17 protein-coding genes and 2 pseudogenes are annotated in these 18,937 nt (G+C 60.7%); 11 read left to right on the top strand and 8 right to left on the bottom strand.

The features are described from left to right. Positions 1–220: 220 nt before the first annotated feature. The 6 genes from AC1D10_RS32395 to AC1D10_RS32370 all read left to right on the top strand — a co-directional run bounded on the left by AC1D10_RS32395 (position 221) and on the right by AC1D10_RS32370 (position 4,131). The gene (locus tag AC1D10_RS32395) at positions 221–1,162 is read left to right on the top strand and encodes a DUF2493 domain-containing protein (protein ID WP_477278890.1); all 942 of its coding nucleotides are present in this window, start codon (positions 221–223) and stop codon (positions 1,160–1,162) included. A 63-nt stretch (positions 1,163–1,225) separates the two neighbouring features. Next, positions 1,226–1,486, top strand: coding sequence for a type II toxin-antitoxin system prevent-host-death family antitoxin (locus AC1D10_RS32390; RefSeq protein WP_057143280.1), 261 nt, complete (start codon positions 1,226–1,228; stop codon positions 1,484–1,486). Beyond that, entirely contained in the window at positions 1,476–1,895 is a 420-nt protein-coding gene (locus AC1D10_RS32385) for a hypothetical protein (RefSeq protein ID WP_477278887.1), read from the top strand. Before AC1D10_RS32390 ends, AC1D10_RS32385 begins: the two co-directional genes overlap by 11 nt. A 290-nt stretch (positions 1,896–2,185) precedes the next feature. Beyond that, complete coding sequence (locus tag AC1D10_RS32380) at positions 2,186–2,719, top strand: hypothetical protein (RefSeq protein WP_477278885.1); 534 nt, start codon at positions 2,186–2,188, stop codon at positions 2,717–2,719. A gap of 714 nt (positions 2,720–3,433) precedes the next feature. Continuing rightward, the gene (locus AC1D10_RS32375; RefSeq protein WP_477278883.1) at positions 3,434–3,757 is read left to right on the top strand and encodes a DUF736 domain-containing protein; all 324 of its coding nucleotides are present in this window, start codon (positions 3,434–3,436) and stop codon (positions 3,755–3,757) included. Positions 3,758–3,816: 59 nt separating this feature from the next. Then, complete coding sequence (locus tag AC1D10_RS32370; RefSeq protein WP_477278881.1) at positions 3,817–4,131, top strand: hypothetical protein; 315 nt, start codon at positions 3,817–3,819, stop codon at positions 4,129–4,131. Positions 4,132–4,271: 140 nt separating this feature from the next. Here the strand turns inward: AC1D10_RS32370 and AC1D10_RS32365 are convergent, their stop codons facing one another. Both AC1D10_RS32365 and AC1D10_RS32360 read right to left on the bottom strand, forming a co-directional pair. Continuing rightward, positions 4,272–4,679, bottom strand: coding sequence for a hypothetical protein (locus AC1D10_RS32365; RefSeq protein ID WP_477278879.1), 408 nt, complete (start codon positions 4,677–4,679; stop codon positions 4,272–4,274). Further along, positions 4,676–5,356, bottom strand: a complete 681-nt coding sequence (locus AC1D10_RS32360) for a nucleotide-binding protein (RefSeq protein WP_477279070.1) — start codon at positions 5,354–5,356, stop codon at positions 4,676–4,678. Before AC1D10_RS32360 ends, AC1D10_RS32365 begins: the two co-directional genes overlap by 4 nt. A 506-nt stretch (positions 5,357–5,862) precedes the next feature. On the opposite strand from AC1D10_RS32360, the gene AC1D10_RS32355 reads away from it, so the two are divergent. Both AC1D10_RS32355 and AC1D10_RS32350 read left to right on the top strand, forming a co-directional pair. Then, the gene (locus tag AC1D10_RS32355) at positions 5,863–6,270 is read left to right on the top strand and encodes a plasmid mobilization protein (protein ID WP_477278877.1); all 408 of its coding nucleotides are present in this window, start codon (positions 5,863–5,865) and stop codon (positions 6,268–6,270) included. Then, on the top strand, positions 6,267–8,504 hold the full coding sequence (locus tag AC1D10_RS32350; protein WP_477278875.1) for a relaxase/mobilization nuclease domain-containing protein: 2,238 nt from the start codon (positions 6,267–6,269) through the stop codon (positions 8,502–8,504). Before AC1D10_RS32355 ends, AC1D10_RS32350 begins: the two co-directional genes overlap by 4 nt. A gap of 205 nt (positions 8,505–8,709) precedes the next feature. Here AC1D10_RS32350 and AC1D10_RS32345 read toward each other — a convergent pair whose 3' ends face one another. Both AC1D10_RS32345 and AC1D10_RS32340 read right to left on the bottom strand, forming a co-directional pair. Then, the gene (locus tag AC1D10_RS32345; RefSeq protein ID WP_477278873.1) at positions 8,710–9,348 is read right to left on the bottom strand and encodes an FMN-binding negative transcriptional regulator; all 639 of its coding nucleotides are present in this window, start codon (positions 9,346–9,348) and stop codon (positions 8,710–8,712) included. 27 nt (positions 9,349–9,375) lie between these two features. Next, a complete protein-coding gene (locus AC1D10_RS32340; RefSeq protein ID WP_477278871.1) occupies positions 9,376–10,041 on the bottom strand; it encodes a helix-turn-helix domain-containing protein in 666 nt (221 codons plus the stop codon). A gap of 86 nt (positions 10,042–10,127) precedes the next feature. Here AC1D10_RS32340 and AC1D10_RS32335 point away from each other — a divergent pair, with 86 nt between their 5' ends. Continuing rightward, positions 10,128–11,264, top strand: coding sequence for a trans-sulfuration enzyme family protein (locus AC1D10_RS32335; protein ID WP_477278869.1), 1,137 nt, complete (start codon positions 10,128–10,130; stop codon positions 11,262–11,264). A 39-nt stretch (positions 11,265–11,303) separates the two neighbouring features. Beyond that, positions 11,304–11,941, top strand: a pseudogene (locus AC1D10_RS32330) (LysE family translocator). A 407-nt stretch (positions 11,942–12,348) separates the two neighbouring features. Here the strand turns inward: AC1D10_RS32330 and AC1D10_RS32325 are convergent. Further along, a complete protein-coding gene (locus tag AC1D10_RS32325) occupies positions 12,349–13,341 on the bottom strand; it encodes a cyclodeaminase (RefSeq protein WP_477278867.1) in 993 nt (330 codons plus the stop codon). A gap of 11 nt (positions 13,342–13,352) precedes the next feature. After that, positions 13,353–14,318: a hydroxyectoine utilization dehydratase EutB gene (gene eutB, locus AC1D10_RS32320; protein WP_477278865.1), complete on the bottom strand. Its 966-nt coding sequence runs from the start codon at positions 14,316–14,318 to the stop codon at positions 13,353–13,355. 263 nt (positions 14,319–14,581) lie between these two features. On the opposite strand from eutB, the gene AC1D10_RS32315 reads away from it, so the two are divergent. After that, positions 14,582–15,763, top strand: coding sequence for a M20 family metallopeptidase (locus AC1D10_RS32315; RefSeq protein WP_477278863.1), 1,182 nt, complete (start codon positions 14,582–14,584; stop codon positions 15,761–15,763). Positions 15,764–15,932: 169 nt separating this feature from the next. On the opposite strand, the gene AC1D10_RS32310 is transcribed toward AC1D10_RS32315, so the two are convergent. Both AC1D10_RS32310 and AC1D10_RS32305 read right to left on the bottom strand, forming a co-directional pair. After that, positions 15,933–17,312, bottom strand: a complete 1,380-nt coding sequence (locus AC1D10_RS32310; protein WP_477278861.1) for an aminotransferase — start codon at positions 17,310–17,312, stop codon at positions 15,933–15,935. A 31-nt stretch (positions 17,313–17,343) separates the two neighbouring features. Continuing rightward, positions 17,344–18,836: pseudogene (locus AC1D10_RS32305) on the bottom strand (NAD-dependent succinate-semialdehyde dehydrogenase). Between the last annotated feature and the right edge of the window lie 101 nt (positions 18,837–18,937).

Below are 18,937 nucleotides of genomic sequence, written 5' to 3'. Positions count from 1 at the left end.
TCGGCGTCGCCGGACAGCCTGCAGACATGGCGGCGCTCCACCAGAGAGGCCGCGCCCGCGGCCTGCCTGAGAGGCGACCCCTGCCACCCCCCGGTCACGGCCGCAACGGCTGCGCCGTCCTTCGCTCGCGCTCCGGCCTTCGGTGCGGCCGCGCCTGGGGCGCGGCCGGGATGCGCTGTCAGGCCGCGATGGGCGCGGCCATAACCGATGGAGACACGCCATGACCTACGAGCTTCCCTTCGACGACGCCTACGAGCCCTACCACGCCTCCTCGCCGACCGACCGCGTCATCCTCGAACTGCAGATGTACGGCCATCGCCCGCATCAGGACGAACCTGATCCTCGGCCACTTCCCGACGACGAAGTGATCCGGGCCGGCCTCGCCGGGATCGTGGAAACCTTCGCCGGCATGCTTGGTGACACCAGGCTCGAACCCGATCTCGACGACCTGCTCTGGTCCTTCGCAAACGTCTTCCACCGTGCCGCCGAGCGAGTCGCCCGCAGCCTCGATCGCAATGAGGAGGCCCAGCGTTCAAGCCAGCAGGAGCAGGACGGCTCCGAGGTGAAGTCGGTCGAGCTCGAACGGCTCACGGCCGAGGGCATCACCTATATCGAGCGCCGCAACGTGCTCGAAATCATGCGCGACGAAGCCGCCGACCTCTACGAGGCGCAGACAGGATCAGCATGGCGCCCGCGCACCGGCTCCAAGGTTTCCCATCAGGCGATGACGGCGGCGGTGATCGACTCCCGCGACTTCCTCGCCGCCCGTCGCCACGCCGAAACCGAGGTGCTCGTTCCAGCCGGGACCAAGATCGCCTTCGCGGGCGGCCTCGACTGCAATGATCACGACCGGATCTGGGACGCGCTCGACAAGGCCCGCGAAAAACATCCCGATATGGTTCTGCTCCACGGCGGCAGCCCGCGCGGTGCCGAACGCATCGCCGCTTGCTGGGCCGAGAACCGGAAGGTCACCCAGATCGCCTTCAAGCCGGACTGGAGCAGGCACGCCAAGGCAGCCCCGTTCCGCCGCAACGACCAGCTTCTCTCGGTGGTGCCCTACGGCCTGATCGTCTTTCCCGGCTCCGGCATCACCGACAACCTCGCCGACAAGGCGCGTCGGCTGGGCATCCCCGTCTGGCGGTTCGCGGAGGGAGGCGCGTGAGCGCCGTTTTCTTGCAAATCCAGAAAATCCAGATAATATGGAGACCGATCAAGGAGTCCAGCCATGCGCCAGTTCACGACGGGGGATCTCAACAAGCAGGTCGGCGACGTCACCGACGTTGCCAGCCGCGAACCCGTTATTCTCACCAAGCACCGGAAACCCCGGTTCGTGCTGATGAGCTACGAGCACTATGAACGGATGCGCATCGGCGGCGATCCCCGCCGCGCATACCATGTCTCCGAGATGCCGGAGGAACACACGGAACTCTTCGCCGCCGAGATCGACCGCTTGGCGCGCGGGGAAGGATACGATGATGAGCGGTAGATTTCTTCCTGGTCAGGTGATCTCCTACCCGTATCTTTGGGCATGGCAACACGAGCGCGGCGAAACGGAAGGCCGCAAGAGCCGACCGACCTGCGTGGTCATCGCTGTCCGTGGCGCAAGAGATCGCTTGACCCATCTCGCGCTCCTGGCGATAACCACCCAGCCACCGACCAGCGATCGGATCGGTTTGGAAGTCTCCGCTATCGAGTGTCGGCGCGCCGGTCTGACCGATCTCAAACGCTGCTGGATCGTGGTTGACGAATACAACTACGATATTGCCGAACGCTCCTGGTATATCGAAGCCGACGGCAAGCCCCTCGGTCGGTTCAGCAAGGCATTCATGATGAAGATCGCAGGCGCCTTTATCGAAGCGCGCAGCGAGGGCCGCCGCGTCAGCCGTCTGGATTGACGTTCCATTTTCGCGGCCATGCGCTCGATCCAGGACGTGAGCCTCTGGCTGGCCAACAAAGACAACTAGCTCCAAGCGCGAAGCGCCACTAGCCAGATGCACGTAGCGCCTCCGGCAGCGGCAAGGTCCGGGCGCGCCGGCCTGCGGCCGGCCGGGCCCTAGTCGCGGCGTCCCGCCACTTCCCGAGCCGGCTTGGCCGTCTCGACCTTCGGGTGAGATCCCTCGCGCAGGGCCAGCGGGAGAGGGCGGCTAGCGCGGGGCGGGGGACGCTGGAGAGAAGGAAAGTCACCATGTCGATGATATTCATAGGTGGATCAAGCGAGATATTCGAACTGCCGGAACCTGCCATCACTCGCATCGGCGCAATCGTTGCTGCCGAGCACGGCGTGCTGATTGGCGACGCCTCGGGAGCCGATGCCGAGGCGCAGGGCCTGCTCGCGGGCTACAAGTACGAGCATGTCGGCGTCTTCCATGCCGGCAAGGAGCCCCGCAATAATCTGGGCGACTGGGCCGCCTACCATGTTCCTTCTCCTGACGATGCCACAGGGGACTTTGTCCACGCCGCCAAAGACCGGGAGATGGCGCGGCGCGCTGACTTTGGGATGATGGTCTGGGACGGCGCATCACCCGGCACGGCCGTCAACGTGCTTCGGCTCGCCATCGCGAACAAGCCGTGCGTCATTTACGATCTGGCCAGGGGCAGCGTGGCGACCACGTACAATGTGGAAGACTGGTGCGCCATGCTCCGCCATGCCGGTCCCGACATTCGCCGCCAAGCCGAAGCCCGCATGACGCCGGATGAGCGTCTGGCGCTGCCAGGATGATATGGGCGCGGTCCGCCGACAGCCCGGCGGGTCCGATCCGATATGTTGGTCCGGCTTCTCGTCGCCTAATCCACTTGTATGAGCGGACGGAGCTGGCCCCTTTCGAAACCGGTCCACGCGCAGAGCTGCGGGGCGTTGTGCGGATGATCATCTTGACCCGTCTCGCCTCTGAAGCGGGTGCAAGCGTGCCGAACAACATGCTGGCTTGCCGGGTCATCCAACCTGACTGCGCGGTATCATCCCCGAGGGGGCGTGAAGGCCGCTGCCAGCCGGCCCCGATCTCGAAACCGCTATGCCGCCATACCGAACACGCAAGGCGGTCACGCGCCAGGCTGTTTTTCGATGTGTTGGCAATGCCGACGACATGACCCGAGAGGCTGCAGCATGTTCCTGCGATCCGGCAGCGTGGCGTCGGCGGTCAAGCGATGGCGGCCTGGGTTCTTGTCCATCTGCCGCATCCGGGGCCATTCCCGTTTCATGTCGCCTTTGTAGACGACCGCCTGCTTTGTGCGGTCAACCCCCGTTGGGGGTACACTCAGCGAATATTCAGGAAAATTCGATTTCTGTTTTTGGTCTGCGGGCAGGCGAAGGGCCTGCCCGCAATTTTTCGGCAAATAGAATTTTCCAGAATTTTCGCCGAGATGACCGCAGCAGGACGGCCCTCTCCTTTGGCGCCATCGGGAATGGTCCCGATGCAACCGAAGGAGAACTACCATGGCTACCACGATCGCAAACCTCACCACCAAGGCCGACGGCTCGATGGAAGGCGTCTTTGCCACGCTCCGGGTCAACGCTCCGATCACCCTTATCCCGAACACCAACAAGTCGCGCGAGGACGCCCCCGACTACCGGATCGTCAACAAGCGCACGGGCTTCGAGATCGGAGCCGGCTGGCACCGCATCTCCCAGCGTTCGGGCGAGGGATACCTCTCGGTCAAGCTGGAAGCCCCCGAGATCGGCGTCATCTTCGGCAACCTCGCTCCCGCCCCCGGCGGCGAGGAAAACAAGAAGGTCATCCTCTGGAACAACCCCCAGTGAGGCATCGGAAGCCGGCCCCTTCGAGGGGCCGGCTTCCCAACCGGCAAAAGGAGGTTGCAATGAGCCGCTACACCATCACTGTCACTGGCATCGTCACCGGACAGGGCCGCTCGGACCCAGACGCTGTCATCGGCTACGACCCGCCACTTCGAACCTACTTCCTTCAAGCGTTCCCGCACGAAGAAACCGACGAGCCCGGTCTTTGGCTCGGCACCCACGATCGCGCTTTCGAAACGCTTGAGGATCTTCACCGCGCTGCCATCTCACACGGCTACGACTTCATCCCGCTGTCGGCCAAACTGGCCGCAAAGCTGGTCGACGACAAAGCGGCAGCCAGCGGGCGTCCGGTGCGAGACACAATCCTCGGCCAATGAAACACCTCAACCAACCCAAGTAGGCAACACGTCTCAGGGCCCGCGACGGAGTGTTCCGTCGCGGGCCCTTTTTTTGCGCGTCGCAAAAGAGCCACGAACATCACCCGCTACAGCAAGAGACAGCGACTCCAAACCGCCGATTATTCCTTCGGCAGTTTGTGCTTATGAATGCGGATATAGTCCTGGACAGCCTTTCGCAGCAGTTCGGTCATGCTGTGCCCGTTGCTAATCGCCAGCAACTTGAACTGGCGCTGCTCCGCAGCCGTCAAATAGTAGCCGCAGCGGATCATCTCCTCCTCGCGAATCTTCTTTCCGGCGATGGGGTCCTTTTTCTGACCCTGCCGCAACAGCTTGCGGAAATCGGGCCCGACTGCCGGTGACGGATTTGTCGATTCCTGCATCAGTGGCGCAGCTTGCTCCTTGTTCCCTGACGGCTCGGCCTTCGGTGGGATGAACATGCTGGGCAGCGCCGGCGGCTGCGTGGAGATCGCCTTCATCATGCGGGCTTTCTTGTCGTCACCGGGTTTCGGTGCGGTTTCTTCACTCATGCCGCATTCCTTGTGGCTTCGATGAAGGTTTGCAGAAGGTCGTCGAAAACCCCTTCGCTCTCGGCAATCGCCTTGGCGTCAGGCTCCGCGGGGCTGTAAAGGGTCTGCCCGGTCTGAAGGTCGCGGTAGGCAACACGATTGTGCAGGACGTGTTCTGCAATCGGCGTGCCGTTGGCCTGGATGATGGCGCGCAGTTCGGTCAGGGCTCGCGCCCTGCCATCGATGATGGTCTGCTTGGTCAGCACGAATATCGCAGGCAGCGGTCTCCCCCGGCTCTCGACCGCCAGCGGAATGTAGTGGTCGGTGATCTGGATGGCGGCGGTCACATCGTCGAGGGCAAAATAGACCGGCACGACGACAATATCGGCGGCGAAGAGCCCGGCCATGAGGTTGTCGTTTGTGGTGCCTTCCGTATCGATCAAGACGACCGAGCGTTCCCCGTTGTGAGTGGCTGCCGCGCGAAGGATTTCCTGTGGGGTCATCGCGCTCACCATCTGGAGCCTGTCAGGACGATTGCCAGCTTCGCCCAGCATCTGGAACCAGCGGTTCATGTTCTGCCGCCGGTCGCCGTCGATGAGAGTGACCAAATAGCCCCTATTTAGCGCGACGGATGCGAGGGCACGCAGCATCGTCGATTTGCCAGTGCCGCCCTTGGGGATCGCAGAGGAGATGATCATGGGGGCCTCTTTCCGGCGTTGTCTCCTTGTTTCCATGTTAACATGGAAACAAGTCATCATGGACACATGAAACAAAATCACGGTCGAAACATGATGACATAGTCAACGGGGAAGACTGGCTTGGCAACCCAGGCGCGCATAGATAAGGGCTCGCTAAAGTTGCAGTTTTTGCGCAGCTGCTATCTTCAGGAAAGAAGGGGTCCGGTGGCCCATCGACTGCGCATTTCCGACTACGCTTTTCCGACTAGGCATCAGAGGGCTGATGTTTCCATGTTAACATGGAAACAAGTCGTCAGCGCATCATAGACACATCGCATCAAACCACGATGGGAACGTTTCGCCCGCGCCGCTGCCGCTGGAAACTGGGCTGGTGAGAAGACGCGCGCCCGTAATTTTCAATCCTCTGCTTTCTCTTTTATTTGGCAGGATAGCCTATTTTGTGATACACACAAAATAGGCGGCGCGGCCCTGGTGGGCCTTAGCGCCCGCAAGCGGGCTTGAGATATATGGATGCAGATGCCCAAAAAGGAGCGGTCAAGAGTGCGTCACGACGCTATGGCGAGGTCACGCACATCCGGTTTTCGGCTGACGAGCTGGCCAGCCTCAAAGCCTGTGCGGAGCGGGAGGGCGCAACCGTCAGTGAGGTCGTCCGGCGTCTGGTGCGGGCAGAGGTCGGGCATCTGCCTATCGCGTCAGAGGCGTTGCGGCCGGCGATCTTGGACATGACCGATCAGCTGCGGCGTGTCGGCATCAATTTCAATCAGGCCGTGCGCGCCATGAACGACGGCCGTGTTGCCCATGATGAGGATCTTGAACAGGCGTTGATCGCCGTGGGCGACCTCGTGCGGCAGTTCCGCGAGGAACTGAAGGCGATGACCGGCGGGTCCCGCAAGGCGAGGCAGGCCAGGCCATGAGCGGTCGTCTTGCTGGCTACGCAGCCGAAATCGAACGCTATCTGCGGGGCGCTGCCGGCGTGAAGCATGAGGAGCTGGACGACGACAAGTCCGCGACGAGCGCCCGAGGCGAGGCGAGCGAATTCCAGGCCATGAAGAGTTCTGAGCGGACCGTTGGCGGCGGACGCCTCGGGCAAGGACAAACCGGCGCGACAGGTGGGCGCAGGAACGCCCCTCGTTCGTCGCCGGGAGGATTGGGGGCGGCGGGGAGCTCCATGTCCAGCAGGGCATCGAAGTCCGCGGCGGCTGCGAGCTCGCCCAAGACCGTTAGCGCGCCGATCATGGTCTATGGCATCACGCTCGCCGGTTTCCGGCCGGAAGAGGAGGAGGAAGACTGGAAGCGGCGGAGCGGCGGCGGCCGTGGTGCGGCTCACGCGAGCGGTACAGGACGGGCGGCGCGGGTCGCCTATCAGGCGCGGGCCGTCGCGGCACGGGCGGGCTATGCGGCGGGCGCGCAGCCTGCGGTGTTCAAGGTCATGGCGAATCCGCCATCGACCAAGGAAGCCGCCGCTCGGCTGCTCAATTACATCGGGAGGCGCGAGGATGAAAACGGCGAGAAACACGACATCGAAATTTTTGACGAGGATGGGCAGGTCCTTGCGACAGGTGCCGCACGAAAAGCGTTCCTGGAAACATTTTGCCAGACGTTTGAACCGCCCCTGGAAAACACCAATTTTATCGAGGTTCGGTTCGAGCTGGCCGGCGAGGTTACCGATGCCGCCTTGAGCGAAGCGTTGAACAAGGCCTTCGGTGCAAAACCGTTCATCTATGCTCAGGACGGTCAGACGGTGGAGGCTTACGCGCACACGGATGAGCGGGCCGGACCGCTTGCCAGAGTCCTGGCCGGTGGTCGGGAGAATTCGCGCAGCAAGGCGCTCGACAAGATCGAGGCGCGCTTGTCTGAGGCGATGAGCGCGGCGGGGGTGGTAGCTAACGCAGAGGTAACGGCGGCCGTCAGCCGTGAACCCAAAGCGAAATACTTTTTGCAAAAGTTCATCCGTACAAACAAAGACGTCCGCACTGCGAACGGCGAGCCAATCCGGGGCGCGAGGAACCCCGCCAAGGCGGCGGCCTCGGTCTATGAACAATGGCGCCCGCAGTTTTCGGGACGTGAACGCCGCAATGCCTATCACCTGCTTTTCTCGGCAAAGGCCGGCACCGATGCCAACGCGGTCATGGCCGCGGCGCGCGCGGTGCTTGAGGAGCGCGCGCCAGGATACAAGTTCGTCCTGGCGCATCACAAGGACACCAAGCACGTCCATATCCATGCGATGTTGCAGGCGCGCTCTGCCGACGGCGAGCGCCTGAAATTCTACAAGCCAGATCTGGCAGCTTGGCGCGAGACATTTGCGGAAAAAGCACGCGAGAACGGCATTGCGATGGTGGCGACGCGGCGCATGGATCATGCGATGACGCGGCCCTTCACGAAGGAGCATGCCGGAGCCTACAGCCGCGCCCAGACCGATCCGCGCTACCAGGTCAGCGCCCGGACGATCGAGCGGGTGGAGGCCAAACGGCAACGGCGTTTGGATGGACAATCCGTTGTCGTGAACGGCGATGCAATCGCTGCCGCATGGCAAAAGACTGTGACCACGATGCGGACCGCGGGCGTAGTCGGTCAGGCTCTCACGGCAGCGGAGTCGATCGGCAACAATTTTCTGCAGTTCCGTCGCGATCGGACAGGGGAGGGGCAACCAGGTCCCGGCGCGCGTCGCGAGACGGATCAATTGGGGCAGAAGTCTTTCCTGTCCCATCCCGGTATGAGAGAATTGAGTGCACTGATAGGAGATTTGAACATGGCGCAAACCCCCTTGGAAATGCGGCGTCAGATGGCCCGCGTCAATCAGGCTCTGGACAACATGCGCGAGACGCTGCCGCCAGCACATCAAGGACAGTTCGAACAGTATCGTGAAGAGGTCAACGACAAGATGCACGACCGTCTCGCTCGGCTGCAATTCGAGCGGCAGCAGCAGCGTCGTGGTGGTGGCGGTGGCGAGCCGCTCCCCGAGCGCGAGGCACGAGGCCGACACCTTCCAACTCGCGACGATTCCCGCCAGCCAGAGCCGCCGCGCACCGGCACTGAGCAGGAAAAGGTGAAAGCCAAGCAGAAGGACGCGAACAAACAGAAGGCTCAGCAGGCTGAAGAGCAGGACCGCAAGACTCAGCGCTCGAACGATAACGATTATGAGCGCTGAGCGAAGATTGCTTACCGGGCCTTGAGGCGCGGGAGAGTGCAGGGAAATGTCGCCGAAGCTCGTTCGTGCCTCCGAAGGCCAGGATCGACAATCACGCGTCTCATTGCGGGGCAGTCAGATGCTGGTCCGTTTCAAGCGAGCCGAGGCATTTGTCTCTCAAGGTCACCCGTTGGGAAATCCAGGACCTGTGGTTAGCACATAGTTGCTATTGGGATTTGGCCGCCGCAGCCTCGAGCATCGCCTGTCCCAGCTCATCAGCGCCTTGCGCAGTCAGAGTCTCACCGGCGTTCTGGATGTCGCGCACCTCTTTGTTCTGACTGAGCTTGAATTTTCCAACCAGGCTGGTGATCTCGATCTCCAAAGCCACGATCGCTTTGGTCATCGTGTCTATGAAATCCTTCGGCGCGTCGCCCATCTTCCACGGGGCCGGCTGGTTGGCCTCCTGCATGTGAGTGAGCTTCGCGACGTTGCGGCGCACATAGCGCTCATCGTCCCGGACAGTGATGCGACCATGGGCGTGGGCAACGAGATAGTTCCAGGTCGGCACCTGCTTATGGAATTCGTGTTTGCTGGGATACCAGTTCGGCGAGATGTAGGCGTCGGCCGCTCGGAAGACGACGAGGACTTCGTCGCCATTGACGACTTCCTCCCAGACAGGGTTTTTGCGGGCGACATGGCAATTGAGGACGCCCTTATCGCCCTTTGAGCGGTCGAGCTCGAAAGGGATATGGTTGGCGTCGAGTGCGCCTTTGCTGTGGGTGATCAGGATACCAAACGGGTGTTTTTCGATAAGATCGAAGAGCGCATTCTGATCGGGCACGGCGAAATGCGGAGGAACGTACAACGGGGATCTCCTGTCGCGAGGGGGTTGTTAGTGGTCTGCGAGGTCTTGCGAAACAGCCAGAGGCGACGTCGGTGCCGGCGAAGATGGGGCCGGAACCCGCTGTCCGCCGCGCTCAAGCACCGCCATCGAGAAGTGGGCGGGCACGTCGGATGCCGCGGCATACGAGTGGGGTTGATCGGTAACGAGGCGCGCACTCTCGCCTGCATTTAGAATGATCTCGTCGCTGCCCACCGTGACCTTGAGCGAGCCTTGGGTAACCGAGAGCAGTTCGCGCGTATCGGGACTGTGCGCATCGGCGGCAAACACATCACCCGGCATGAGGACCCAGCTCCAAAGTTCAAACATCGTGCGTCCCGAGGTCGATGTGTGAAGTTTTGCCTGGCTGCCTTTGGCACTCGTCCAAAGCGTCCTGGAAATACTTCGTTCGATCGGGTGTTCGGGTGCTGAGGATGGTTCGTCGTTCAGCAGATCGGCAACCGATAGGGAGAACGCCGCCGCTAGACGGCAAAGGATGGCGATACTCGGGTTTGCCTTACCCTGTTCAAGAGCCACAACCGTGCCTTTGGAAAGGCCGGTCAGTTTGGCCAATCCATCGAGCGTTAGTTTTTGGTCGCGTCTTAGATCCTGAATCCGGATCGCAATCGCCTGGCCCAGCTCCTGCTCGGTCTCTAAAGGTGTCGGAGTGTCGGTCATTATATTGACTTCGGCTTTTGCATCGCTTACGGTCAATATAATGACCGGCTCAAAATTGCAACCGCGCTTTTAAAAGGAATTGGCGAGTGCGCTTAGAAACGAAGGCAATCCATAGCGGTCGAGCTGTCGATCCATCCACCGGCGCGGTTTCATTGCCGCTTCATACCAGCACGACGTTCGAGCGCGGCGCGGACGGCTCGTTTCCGTTTGGGTTCGAGTACACCCGCGATGCCAATCCGACGCGCAATGCATTCGAGAAGGCGATGGCCGCGCTTGAAGGCGGACACGAAGGCATAGCCTTTGCGTCGGGCATGGCTGCAATCGCTGCTGTCTTTGAAAACTATCCCCCGATGGGACGGATCGTTCTTCCCGACGATATGTATTTTGGCATCCGCTCGCTGATCGACGAAACCGATATCGGGTCTCGCTTCGACTTCGCCGCGGTCGATATGCGGGATCTGGATGCGGTGCGTGCCGCGGTCACCTCAAAGCCGACTGGCCTCGTGTGGGTCGAGACGCCCTCGAACCCGATGATCCGCGTCGTCGACATTTCGGCCATCTGCAAAATCGCGCACGAGGCCGGCGCCATAGCGGTGGTGGATAATACCTGGGCAACGCCCGTGCTTCAGCGGCCGCTTGAATTCGGGGCGGATGCGGTCATGCACTCGGCAACAAAGTACATTGGTGGCCACTCGGATCTGATGGCGGGCGTCGTTGTTGTCCCGCAATCGTCGCCACTCGGACGGCCGCTACGGATGGTCCAGAAACACAAGGGCAGCGTCGCAGCACCCTTCGACTGTTGGCTGGCATTGCGGGGGCTGCAGACCTTGCCGATCCGCATGCGTGCTCATTGCGAAGGCGCCCAGAAAATTGCGGAGGCCTTGGCGCCTCATCCACGCGTCGAGAGAGTGCTCTTTCCAAGCCTGCAAGATGATCCGGGACACGATCTTGCTACGCGGCAAATGAGCGGTTACGGAGCGATGCTTTCCTTTATCGTTGAAGGTGGAACCGATGCTGCGATGGCCGTGGCTGGCCGCCTTAAGCTAATTGTCCGGGCGACAAGCCTTGGCGGGACGCACTCTCTGATCGAGCATCGCGCATCCGTGGAGGGTGCGAAGTCCAAAGCGCCAAGCGGACTGCTGCGAATGTCCGTAGGGCTCGAGCACCCTCAGGACATTATCGACGACCTAATGCAGGCCCTAGGCGCAACCCCCAATGTGTAAAGCAAGGCCAGATGGACCTCGTCGGGCAAAGGATCTGTGATGGGCCATAACCTAAGCCATCTCTTACTCGTCTATGCCGCCTATGTTATCGCAGCCGGCAGCCCGGGTCCGAGCACCATGCGGATCATGGGAACGGCGATGCATCAAGGCCGCCAGGCCGCCTTCGCTCTGGCCGCCGGCGTTGTCACCGGCTCGGTTTTCTGGGGCGTCATGGCGGCCACGGGCGTTTCCGCCCTTTTTGCCAGCTATGCCAAGGCTCTCGTCGTCCTGAAAATTCTAGGGCTGTTATCTGCTCTTTCTTGCGGTCAAGGCGGCGAGGGGAGCTTTGACACCCGACAAGCCTGACAGTGTGCCACAGCTGGGGGGCCAACCGGCCGGTGTCTGGCTTGGCGCTCTATAGGCGTGGTCTGCTGATACATCTAAGCAATCCCAAGTCGATTCTTGCCTGGATAGCGTTGGTCACACTTGGACTCGGCAAGGATGCCTCGGCGACGGACGTAATCCTCATTCTCGCAGGATGTGCGGTGCTGAGCGTGACGATTTTTTGCGGATATGCCGTCGTGTTTTCCACGCAACCCATGGTCAGCATGTATCGGCGGGCGCGGTGGGGAATTGAAGGAGTCTTGGCGGTCAGTTTCGGCTGTGCGGGCCTCGGGCTCCTGCTTTCTCGAATCTGAAAAACCTTCGTCTCTCCTGTACGACGGCGCATTCGAGCTTCAATCAATCGAGCTAAGGATACCAAGATCGACTCTCGGATCGAACCAAGCTTCCTCGCCAATTTCCGATGACGGTTCTTGGAGATGGAAAGCGCTGTTTGAAAGCTATCCGCAGGTGTTGACGGTGCCCCGAAAAACCCCGTTTTACAGGGCATGAAACTGACTTTGCCCGCCGGCACACGGTGCATCGTATATGACGTAAAGGACACTATGTCATATATCATCAGTCAGCCTTCAGACTTGGCTTTGGCAACTGCCAGGAGTTCAAACCAATACCCGATAAACTTGCCTATGGAGCAATAGCCGACTTCACAAGCGCCGATCTATGTCGATCGGCTGAAGGCCGCAAGTTATTAATCTAAGCTGTTTCAGTTCCAAATCGGGATCCCRGCATAGACTTTATTCGCTCTATGGAAGGCAAGCGATGCAATTGCGGTGTCCTGGATTCCCGTGCCAGTCAGGTCAGCGATTGTGATCTGGTTTCTCGTCGTACGACCGACCGCCAACCCCGCGACGAGTTGGCCGAGCTCCAAATGATGTTGGTCTGAACGTACGGCATTAACGGCAAGGGCGTGGTGGAGCTCGCCTAGCCTCCGCGTTTGGGCGAGGCTATCGGCTACATATAAATCTGCGCGCGCGATTGCGGCCGCATCGATTTCATTTTTGTGCTCAGCATCGGATCCCATGGCGGTGACGTGCTGGCCGGGCTCAAGCCAATCGGCAAACAAGATCGGCTGGATGGCTGGGGTTGTCGTTACAATAATGTCCGAGCCTGCAACGGCTGTACGGGGATCGTCACAAGCAAGGATCGGGAAACCCAAGCGGTCAGAAAGCTCCTCTGCCACGCTCGCAGCCTTCGAGCGGTCGCGAGACCACAGTCTGGCTTCGCAGATCGGCCGGACCAGGGCGAGGGCCTGCAATTGGAGTTTCGCCTGCACGCCAGCGCCGAGAACAGCCGCGATCGACGCATCGTCCCTGGCGAGGTGCCTCGCCGCTACGGCGCCAGCTGCGGCGGTGCGGATATCGGTCAGGTATCCATTGTCAAGTAAGACCGCACGCACAAAGCCGGTGGTGCTGGATAGCACTACCATCAGGCCGCTCGTGCTTGGCAGTCCGATGCGGGGGTTATCGAAAAACCCGGGTCCGATTTTGACGGCAAAGGTGTCAAGACCACTTAGATAAGCGGTTTTGACGTCGACCTCGCCGTGATGTTCCGGAATGTCCAGCCGCAATATTGGCGGCATGTTCACGGATTTCGTCGCGAGCGCGTGGAACGCGTCCTCGATGCAACGAATAGCTTCCAGGTCGAGTGGAACGAGATTTCGTAGGATTTGTTCGGTGAGGACGGTAACTTCTTGCATTAGCTGACCTGCTAGAAAACGTTGTGCGCGGCGGAGATAACCCGCCGGTGCAGCGCCATATCGATGTTTCCGCCTGACATAATGACCGCTACGGGACCTTTGAGGGCAGGGACCTTGCCTGCAAGAAGCGCCGCAAGGCCCACCGCTCCTGCGCCTTCGATAATCTCGCGCTCCTCGTCATAGGCATACCGGATGCCCTCGGAGATCTCGTCCTCGCTCACAAGTATAACATCATCAAGCAGGCTCTGGCATGCAGCGAACGTCAGCTTGTTCTGGAGACCGATGCCCCCACAGAGTGCGTCGGCAAGACTTGGAAATTCTTCCACCTCTACAGGATGGCCCGCATCAAGGCTGGCCTTCATGGCGGCACCTCGATCCATGGAAATCCCAATGATCCTGGCATTGGGCCTCAACGTCGAAATGGCCAGTCCAACACCCGCAGCCAGACCTCCGCTCCCCAGAGCTATAAGCACCGTCGCGACGTCGGGTAGCGCTTCGACAATCTCGAGGCCGATCGTGCCTTGGCCTGCGATGACCGCCGGATTGTCGGAGGGATGGATCATTTCAAGACGGTCATGGTCCGCGAGGCGTTCAGCCTCGCGCTCGGCTTGATCGTATGAGCTGCCCACGATCCGCAAATCGGCGCCGAGGCGACGGATCTCTGCGATTTTGTTTTCGTGGGCCAGATTTGAAACGCATACTGTGGCGCGTACCTTGGCCGCCATGGCGGCAGCCGAGACTGCGCGTCCATGATTGCCTGTCGAGGCTGTCACAACGCCCCGTTCTCTTTGCTCTACGGTGAGCTGTCGTATGGCGTTCGTCGCACCGCGGAGTTTGAAGCTCCCCGTCCGCTGAAGGTGCTCCTTTTTAAGGAAGACATTAGAACCGCATCTGTGCGAGAGCCCAGCGGAACCGACCAAGGGGGTATCGATTACGGCATCGCTGATCCGTTGGCGTGCGTCTTTGATGTCAGACAATTGTATCAAAGCGGTTTAATTCCTTACGTGGACCAGCTTGTGTGACGAGCGTAACCGTGCCACCGGGTGAAAAACTTCTTTGAGGGCGAAACGACCCTGGTGGGGGATTGAATTTTACGCACTGTAGCAAGATACGGAGGCGGATTTGACCATGAGTTGGGCCCCGTATGCCTAAATTGCGCGTAGAAACGCCTAATCAAGCGGTTTCGCCGCTTGTCATACGTGTAAAAATAAGATCTGCGCGTCCATTTTGAGAACATCAGATGACCGAAGTTTCCCGCCCCCTTCTGTCGAACGAAGAGCGTCATGCCGTTATTGAACTGCGCCACGCTATGCATCGCGAGCCCGAACTATCCAACAATGAATGGAAAACGCAGGCAAGGATACGCCAAGCGTTAGAAATGTTTGGCCTAACTGACGCGAAGACATTCCACGCGACGGGCCTCTATGTAGACATTCACGGACTGGCCGCGGGCCCTTCCCGGTCCCTGGCGTTGCGCGGGGACATTGATGCTTTACCAATCCAGGAACAACGGGATGATCTGGCGTACCAGTCAGCTATACCCGGCCGCATGCACGCCTGTGGCCATGACATGCATACCTCGATCGCGTTCGGAACGGCGGTGGCCCTCCATCGCATGAGGGCGGAATTTTCCGGGCGGGTGAGGGTATTTTTTCAACCTGCAGAAGAAATGGAGCCGGTGGGCGGCCTGACGGTTCTGAACGAAAGGCTTCTGGAAGGTTTCGATGCGGCCGTCGGGCTTCATATTTTGCCAAGTATCCCTGCGGGGGTTTACGGGGCGCGGGTGGGCGCGGCGACCAAGTCAGCCGACCAGTTCGACCTCGTTTTCAAAGGCGCAATGGCGCACGGAGCGATGCCGCACGAAGGGGTCGACGCAATCGCGATTGCTGCGGCCTTCATCAATGAGGTCCAAAAGGTGGTGTCGCGGGAGTTTCCCAGTGAGGACCGTGCCATTATCAGCGTCGGGACCATCCAGGGGGGTGAGGCTCGCAATATCATCTGTTCCTCCGTCTCACTGACGGGAACGATACGGACCACCAGCCTCGAGCGACGGGCGGATTTGGTGCGCCGGGTTCGCGAGGTCGCGGAGGGCATTGCGGCGACCCACCGTGGCGAGGCGCTGTTTACGTCGCACCTTGGCGATCCGCCCGTTGTCAACGATGCTGATATGGTTACGCTGTTTCGAGATCTCGTTGTCGAGACAGTTGGTAAGACCAAATTCGTTGAACCACCAACCCTCTCAGGAAGTGATGATTTCGGCTATTATTCCAGCTGCGTTCCATCCATTTACTTTTGGTTCGGCAGCCAGGAGCCGGGCAACGAAACGGGACTTCACACGCCGACCTTCGGAGCTTCCGACGACCTGCTCGCGCCGACAACCGAACTGGCGATTCGCTACTGCAAGAAGTTGCTTAGTAAGTAACGCACCTACTCAGCAATGCAGCTTAAGACTGCGGCTTGGGTCCACCAGGCGTGCCCAGAGCCAGCAAGTCCCAGATGCTAGCGCTTGGCAAAAGCAACGTTAGAGAGCGGATGGCGGCGCGGCGTAGAACCGCGCCTGCCGGACGTGGTTTGTAGGTCGGCAAGGGCATTTACAGGTTAGCAAAGACGGCTTTTACGGCTTCAGCGGTCTTCACAACTATGGTGTCGGCTTCTTCGCGCGTTAGGCAGAGCGGCGGCGCGAAGCCGAGAATGTCGCCCTGCGGCATGGCGCGGCCGATGACGCCACGCTCGCCAAGCGCTGCCGCGACCTGCGGTCCGATCTTTTGCGAGGCGTCGAAGAACATCCGGTCGTCCTTGTCGGCGACGAATTCGACCGCGGCCAGCATGCCGTCGCCACGCACGTCGCCGACGTTTTTGTGACCGCCGACCGCCCTGGCAAGCTCGGCGCGGAAATAGGCGCCGGTCTCGCCGGCGTTCCGCACCAGGTCCATCTCGTCGATCAGTTCCAGATTGGCGACGCCGGCGGCAACGCAGATCGGATGCGCCGAATAGGTCCAGCCGTGGCCGAGCGAACCGAGCTTGTCGGATCCTTGCACCAGCACCTGCCAGACCTTGTCTCCGACGATGACGCCCGACAGCGGCGCATAGGCCGAGGTCAGACCCTTGGCGATGGTGATGAGGTCGGGCTTGATGCCGTAGTGGTCGGAGCCGAACATGGTGCCCAGCCGACCGAAGCCGGTCACCACCTCGTCGGCGACCAGCAGCACCTCATACTTCTTCAGCACGGCCTGGATCTTTTCCCAATAGCCAGCTGGCGGCGGCACGATGCCCCCGGTGCCGAGGATCGGTTCGCCGATGAAGGCGGCGACGGTTTCCGGGCCTTCGGCGAGGATCATCTCCTCCAACTTGTCGGCGCAGTGTTGCGAAAACTGTTCCTCGCTCATCGAACGATCGGCGCGGCGGAAATAGTACGGCGCCTCGGTGTGCAGGATCGGTGCGCGCGGCAGGTCGAAGGCATTGTGGAACAGGTCGAGCCCGGTCAGCGATCCGGTCATCACGCCGGAGCCGTGATAACCGCGCCAGCGCGAGATGATCTTCTTCTTCTCCGTCCGTCCCAGCACATTGTTGTAGTACCAGATCAGCTTGATGTTGGTTTCGTTGGCGTCGGAACCGGAGAGGCCGAAATAGACCCGCGACATGCCTTGCGGCGCGCGGTCGATGATCATCTTGGAAAGCGTGATCGAGGCCTCGGTGCCATGGCCAACATAAGCGTGATAGTAGGCAAGGTTCTTCGCCTGGGTGGCGATGGCGTCAGCGATCTTCTCGCGGCCATAGCCGACATTGACGCAATAGAGACCGGCAAAGGCGTCGATGCTTTTTTTGCCATTGTTGTCCCAGACGGTGACGCCTTCGCCGCCGGCCATGATGCGCGTCGGGCTCTCGCCTCGCGCATGGGTGCCCATATGGGTCGAGGGATGGAAGAAGTGGTCGCGATCCCAGGCGGCGAGTTCGTTGGACTGGTCGAGCATTTTTGACTCCTTGAGATGTGGCCGGACGGACTTATGCGACGTCCAGGCAGAGATACTTCAGATCCGTGAAAGCTTCGAGCCCGTGGCGCGAGCCTTCGCGGCCGATGCCGGATTGCTTGACACCGCCGAACGGGATCGGCGCGCCGGTGATCTTGACGCGATTGATGGCGACCATGCCGTAGTCGAGCGCGCGCCCCAGGCGCTGCTGGCGGGCGCCATTCTCGGTCACGACATAGGCGACGAGGCCATATTCGGTGGCGTTGGCGCGGGCGATCACCTCGTCCTCGCTGTCGAACGGCGTCACCGCGGCGACCGGACCAAACGTCTCCTCGGACATGATCAGCGCTTCATCAGGGACATCGACAAGCAGCGTCGGCTCGTAGAACAGCGATCCCGCCGTGTGAAGCTTGCCACCGATAAGGCAACGCGCGCCACGGGCGAGCGCGTCGGCGACCTGTTCCTCAACCTTTTTAACGGCTCGCTCATGCATCAGCGGTCCGATATCAATTTTGTCGGCAAGCCCATTGCCGACCCGCAAGGTCTCGACACGGCGCGCGAACTCGGTGCAGAACCGATCATAGATTGGCCGCTGTACATAGATGCGGTTGGCGGCCAGGCAGTCCTGACCGGACGTGGCGAATTTGGCGTCGACTGCAATGCTCACCGCTCTGTCAAGGTCGGCATCGGCAAAGACGATCAGCGGTGCGTGCCCACCGAGCTCCATCACCAGCCGCTTCATGGTCGGCGCGCTTTGAGTCGCGATCAACCGTCCAATCTCGGTCGAGCCTGTAAAACTCAGGACGCGCACGCGCGGATCCTCGCACATCCGGCCGACGATGAACTGAGCTTTTCCCGTAACGACATTAAAGACGCCAGCCGGCAGACCAGCGCGCTCACCAAGCTCAGCGAGGGCCAACGCCGACAGGGGAGTTTCAGAGGAGGGGTGAGCGACCACTGGGCAGCCTGCGGCGAGTGCTGCAGCAGCTTTCCGCGTCAGCATAGCGCAGGGAAAGTTCCACGGCGTAACAACGCCGACGACGCCTAGCGGCTCCGGCGCACCATCATTTCTGCGTTCGGGAGGTGGCTGCTGACGCTCTCGGCGTTGAGGCGTTTGCCTTCTTCTGCGTACCACTCAACAAAGGATGCAGCATAGTCGATCTCGCCCAGCGACTCCTTCAGCGGCTTTCCTTGTTCCAATGTCATCAGCAGGGCAAGGTCGTCTTTTGCGGCAATGATCAACTCGAACCATTTACGCAGGATCCCGGCACGCTCTTGCGGCAACAGGGCACGCCAGGCCGGGAAGGCGCGCGCAGCGGCATCGATTGCCTTCGTCGTTTGCCCGGCATCAAGGCTGGCAACAACAGCCACAGTAACTCCGCTTGCCGGATCTGTGACTTCGAAACTTTCGGCGGCTTCGCTGGCGGTCCATTGGCCATCGACATACGCAAGGGCACGTAAAAGCCGCCGGTCATTGAGCCGGTCGAGTGCGTCATGGAGGATCGTGCGGGAAAAGTGCGCGGACATAATCTGAGCTCCCGGGTTTGTCTCACGCCGAGAGTAGCCACGAGAGAAGGACAGAGAGACTATTTGCCAGCGTACCTGGAGACGGAATCTCTTATATGCAG

This window comes from Mesorhizobium sp. P2_A8, from assembly GCF_056404935.1.
Note: the sequence above shows the minus strand (reverse complement) of the source record. Positions and strands in the feature narration are given on the sequence as shown.

Excerpts from the sequence above, each read along its gene's own strand:
- AC1D10_RS32370 (WP_477278881.1), top strand. The coding sequence starts at position 3,817 with ATGAGCCGCTACACCATCACTGTCACTGGCATCGTCACCGGACAGGGC.
- AC1D10_RS32340 (WP_477278871.1), bottom strand. The coding sequence starts at position 10,041 with ATGACCGACACTCCGACACCTTTAGAGACCGAGCAGGAGCTGGGCCAG.
- AC1D10_RS32350 (WP_477278875.1), top strand. The coding sequence starts at position 6,267 with ATGAGCGGTCGTCTTGCTGGCTACGCAGCCGAAATCGAACGCTATCTG.
- AC1D10_RS32365 (WP_477278879.1), bottom strand. The coding sequence starts at position 4,679 with ATGAGTGAAGAAACCGCACCGAAACCCGGTGACGACAAGAAAGCCCGC.
- AC1D10_RS32310 (WP_477278861.1), bottom strand. The coding sequence starts at position 17,312 with ATGCTCGACCAGTCCAACGAACTCGCCGCCTGGGATCGCGACCACTTC.
- AC1D10_RS32315 (WP_477278863.1), top strand. The coding sequence starts at position 14,582 with ATGACCGAAGTTTCCCGCCCCCTTCTGTCGAACGAAGAGCGTCATGCC.
- AC1D10_RS32355 (WP_477278877.1), top strand. The coding sequence starts at position 5,863 with ATGGATGCAGATGCCCAAAAAGGAGCGGTCAAGAGTGCGTCACGACGC.
- AC1D10_RS32360 (WP_477279070.1), bottom strand. The coding sequence starts at position 5,356 with ATGATCATCTCCTCTGCGATCCCCAAGGGCGGCACTGGCAAATCGACG.
- AC1D10_RS32390 (WP_057143280.1), top strand. The coding sequence starts at position 1,226 with ATGCGCCAGTTCACGACGGGGGATCTCAACAAGCAGGTCGGCGACGTC.
- AC1D10_RS32375 (WP_477278883.1), top strand. The coding sequence starts at position 3,434 with ATGGCTACCACGATCGCAAACCTCACCACCAAGGCCGACGGCTCGATG.
- AC1D10_RS32395 (WP_477278890.1), top strand. The coding sequence starts at position 221 with ATGACCTACGAGCTTCCCTTCGACGACGCCTACGAGCCCTACCACGCC.
- AC1D10_RS32385 (WP_477278887.1), top strand. The coding sequence starts at position 1,476 with ATGAGCGGTAGATTTCTTCCTGGTCAGGTGATCTCCTACCCGTATCTT.
- AC1D10_RS32380 (WP_477278885.1), top strand. The coding sequence starts at position 2,186 with ATGTCGATGATATTCATAGGTGGATCAAGCGAGATATTCGAACTGCCG.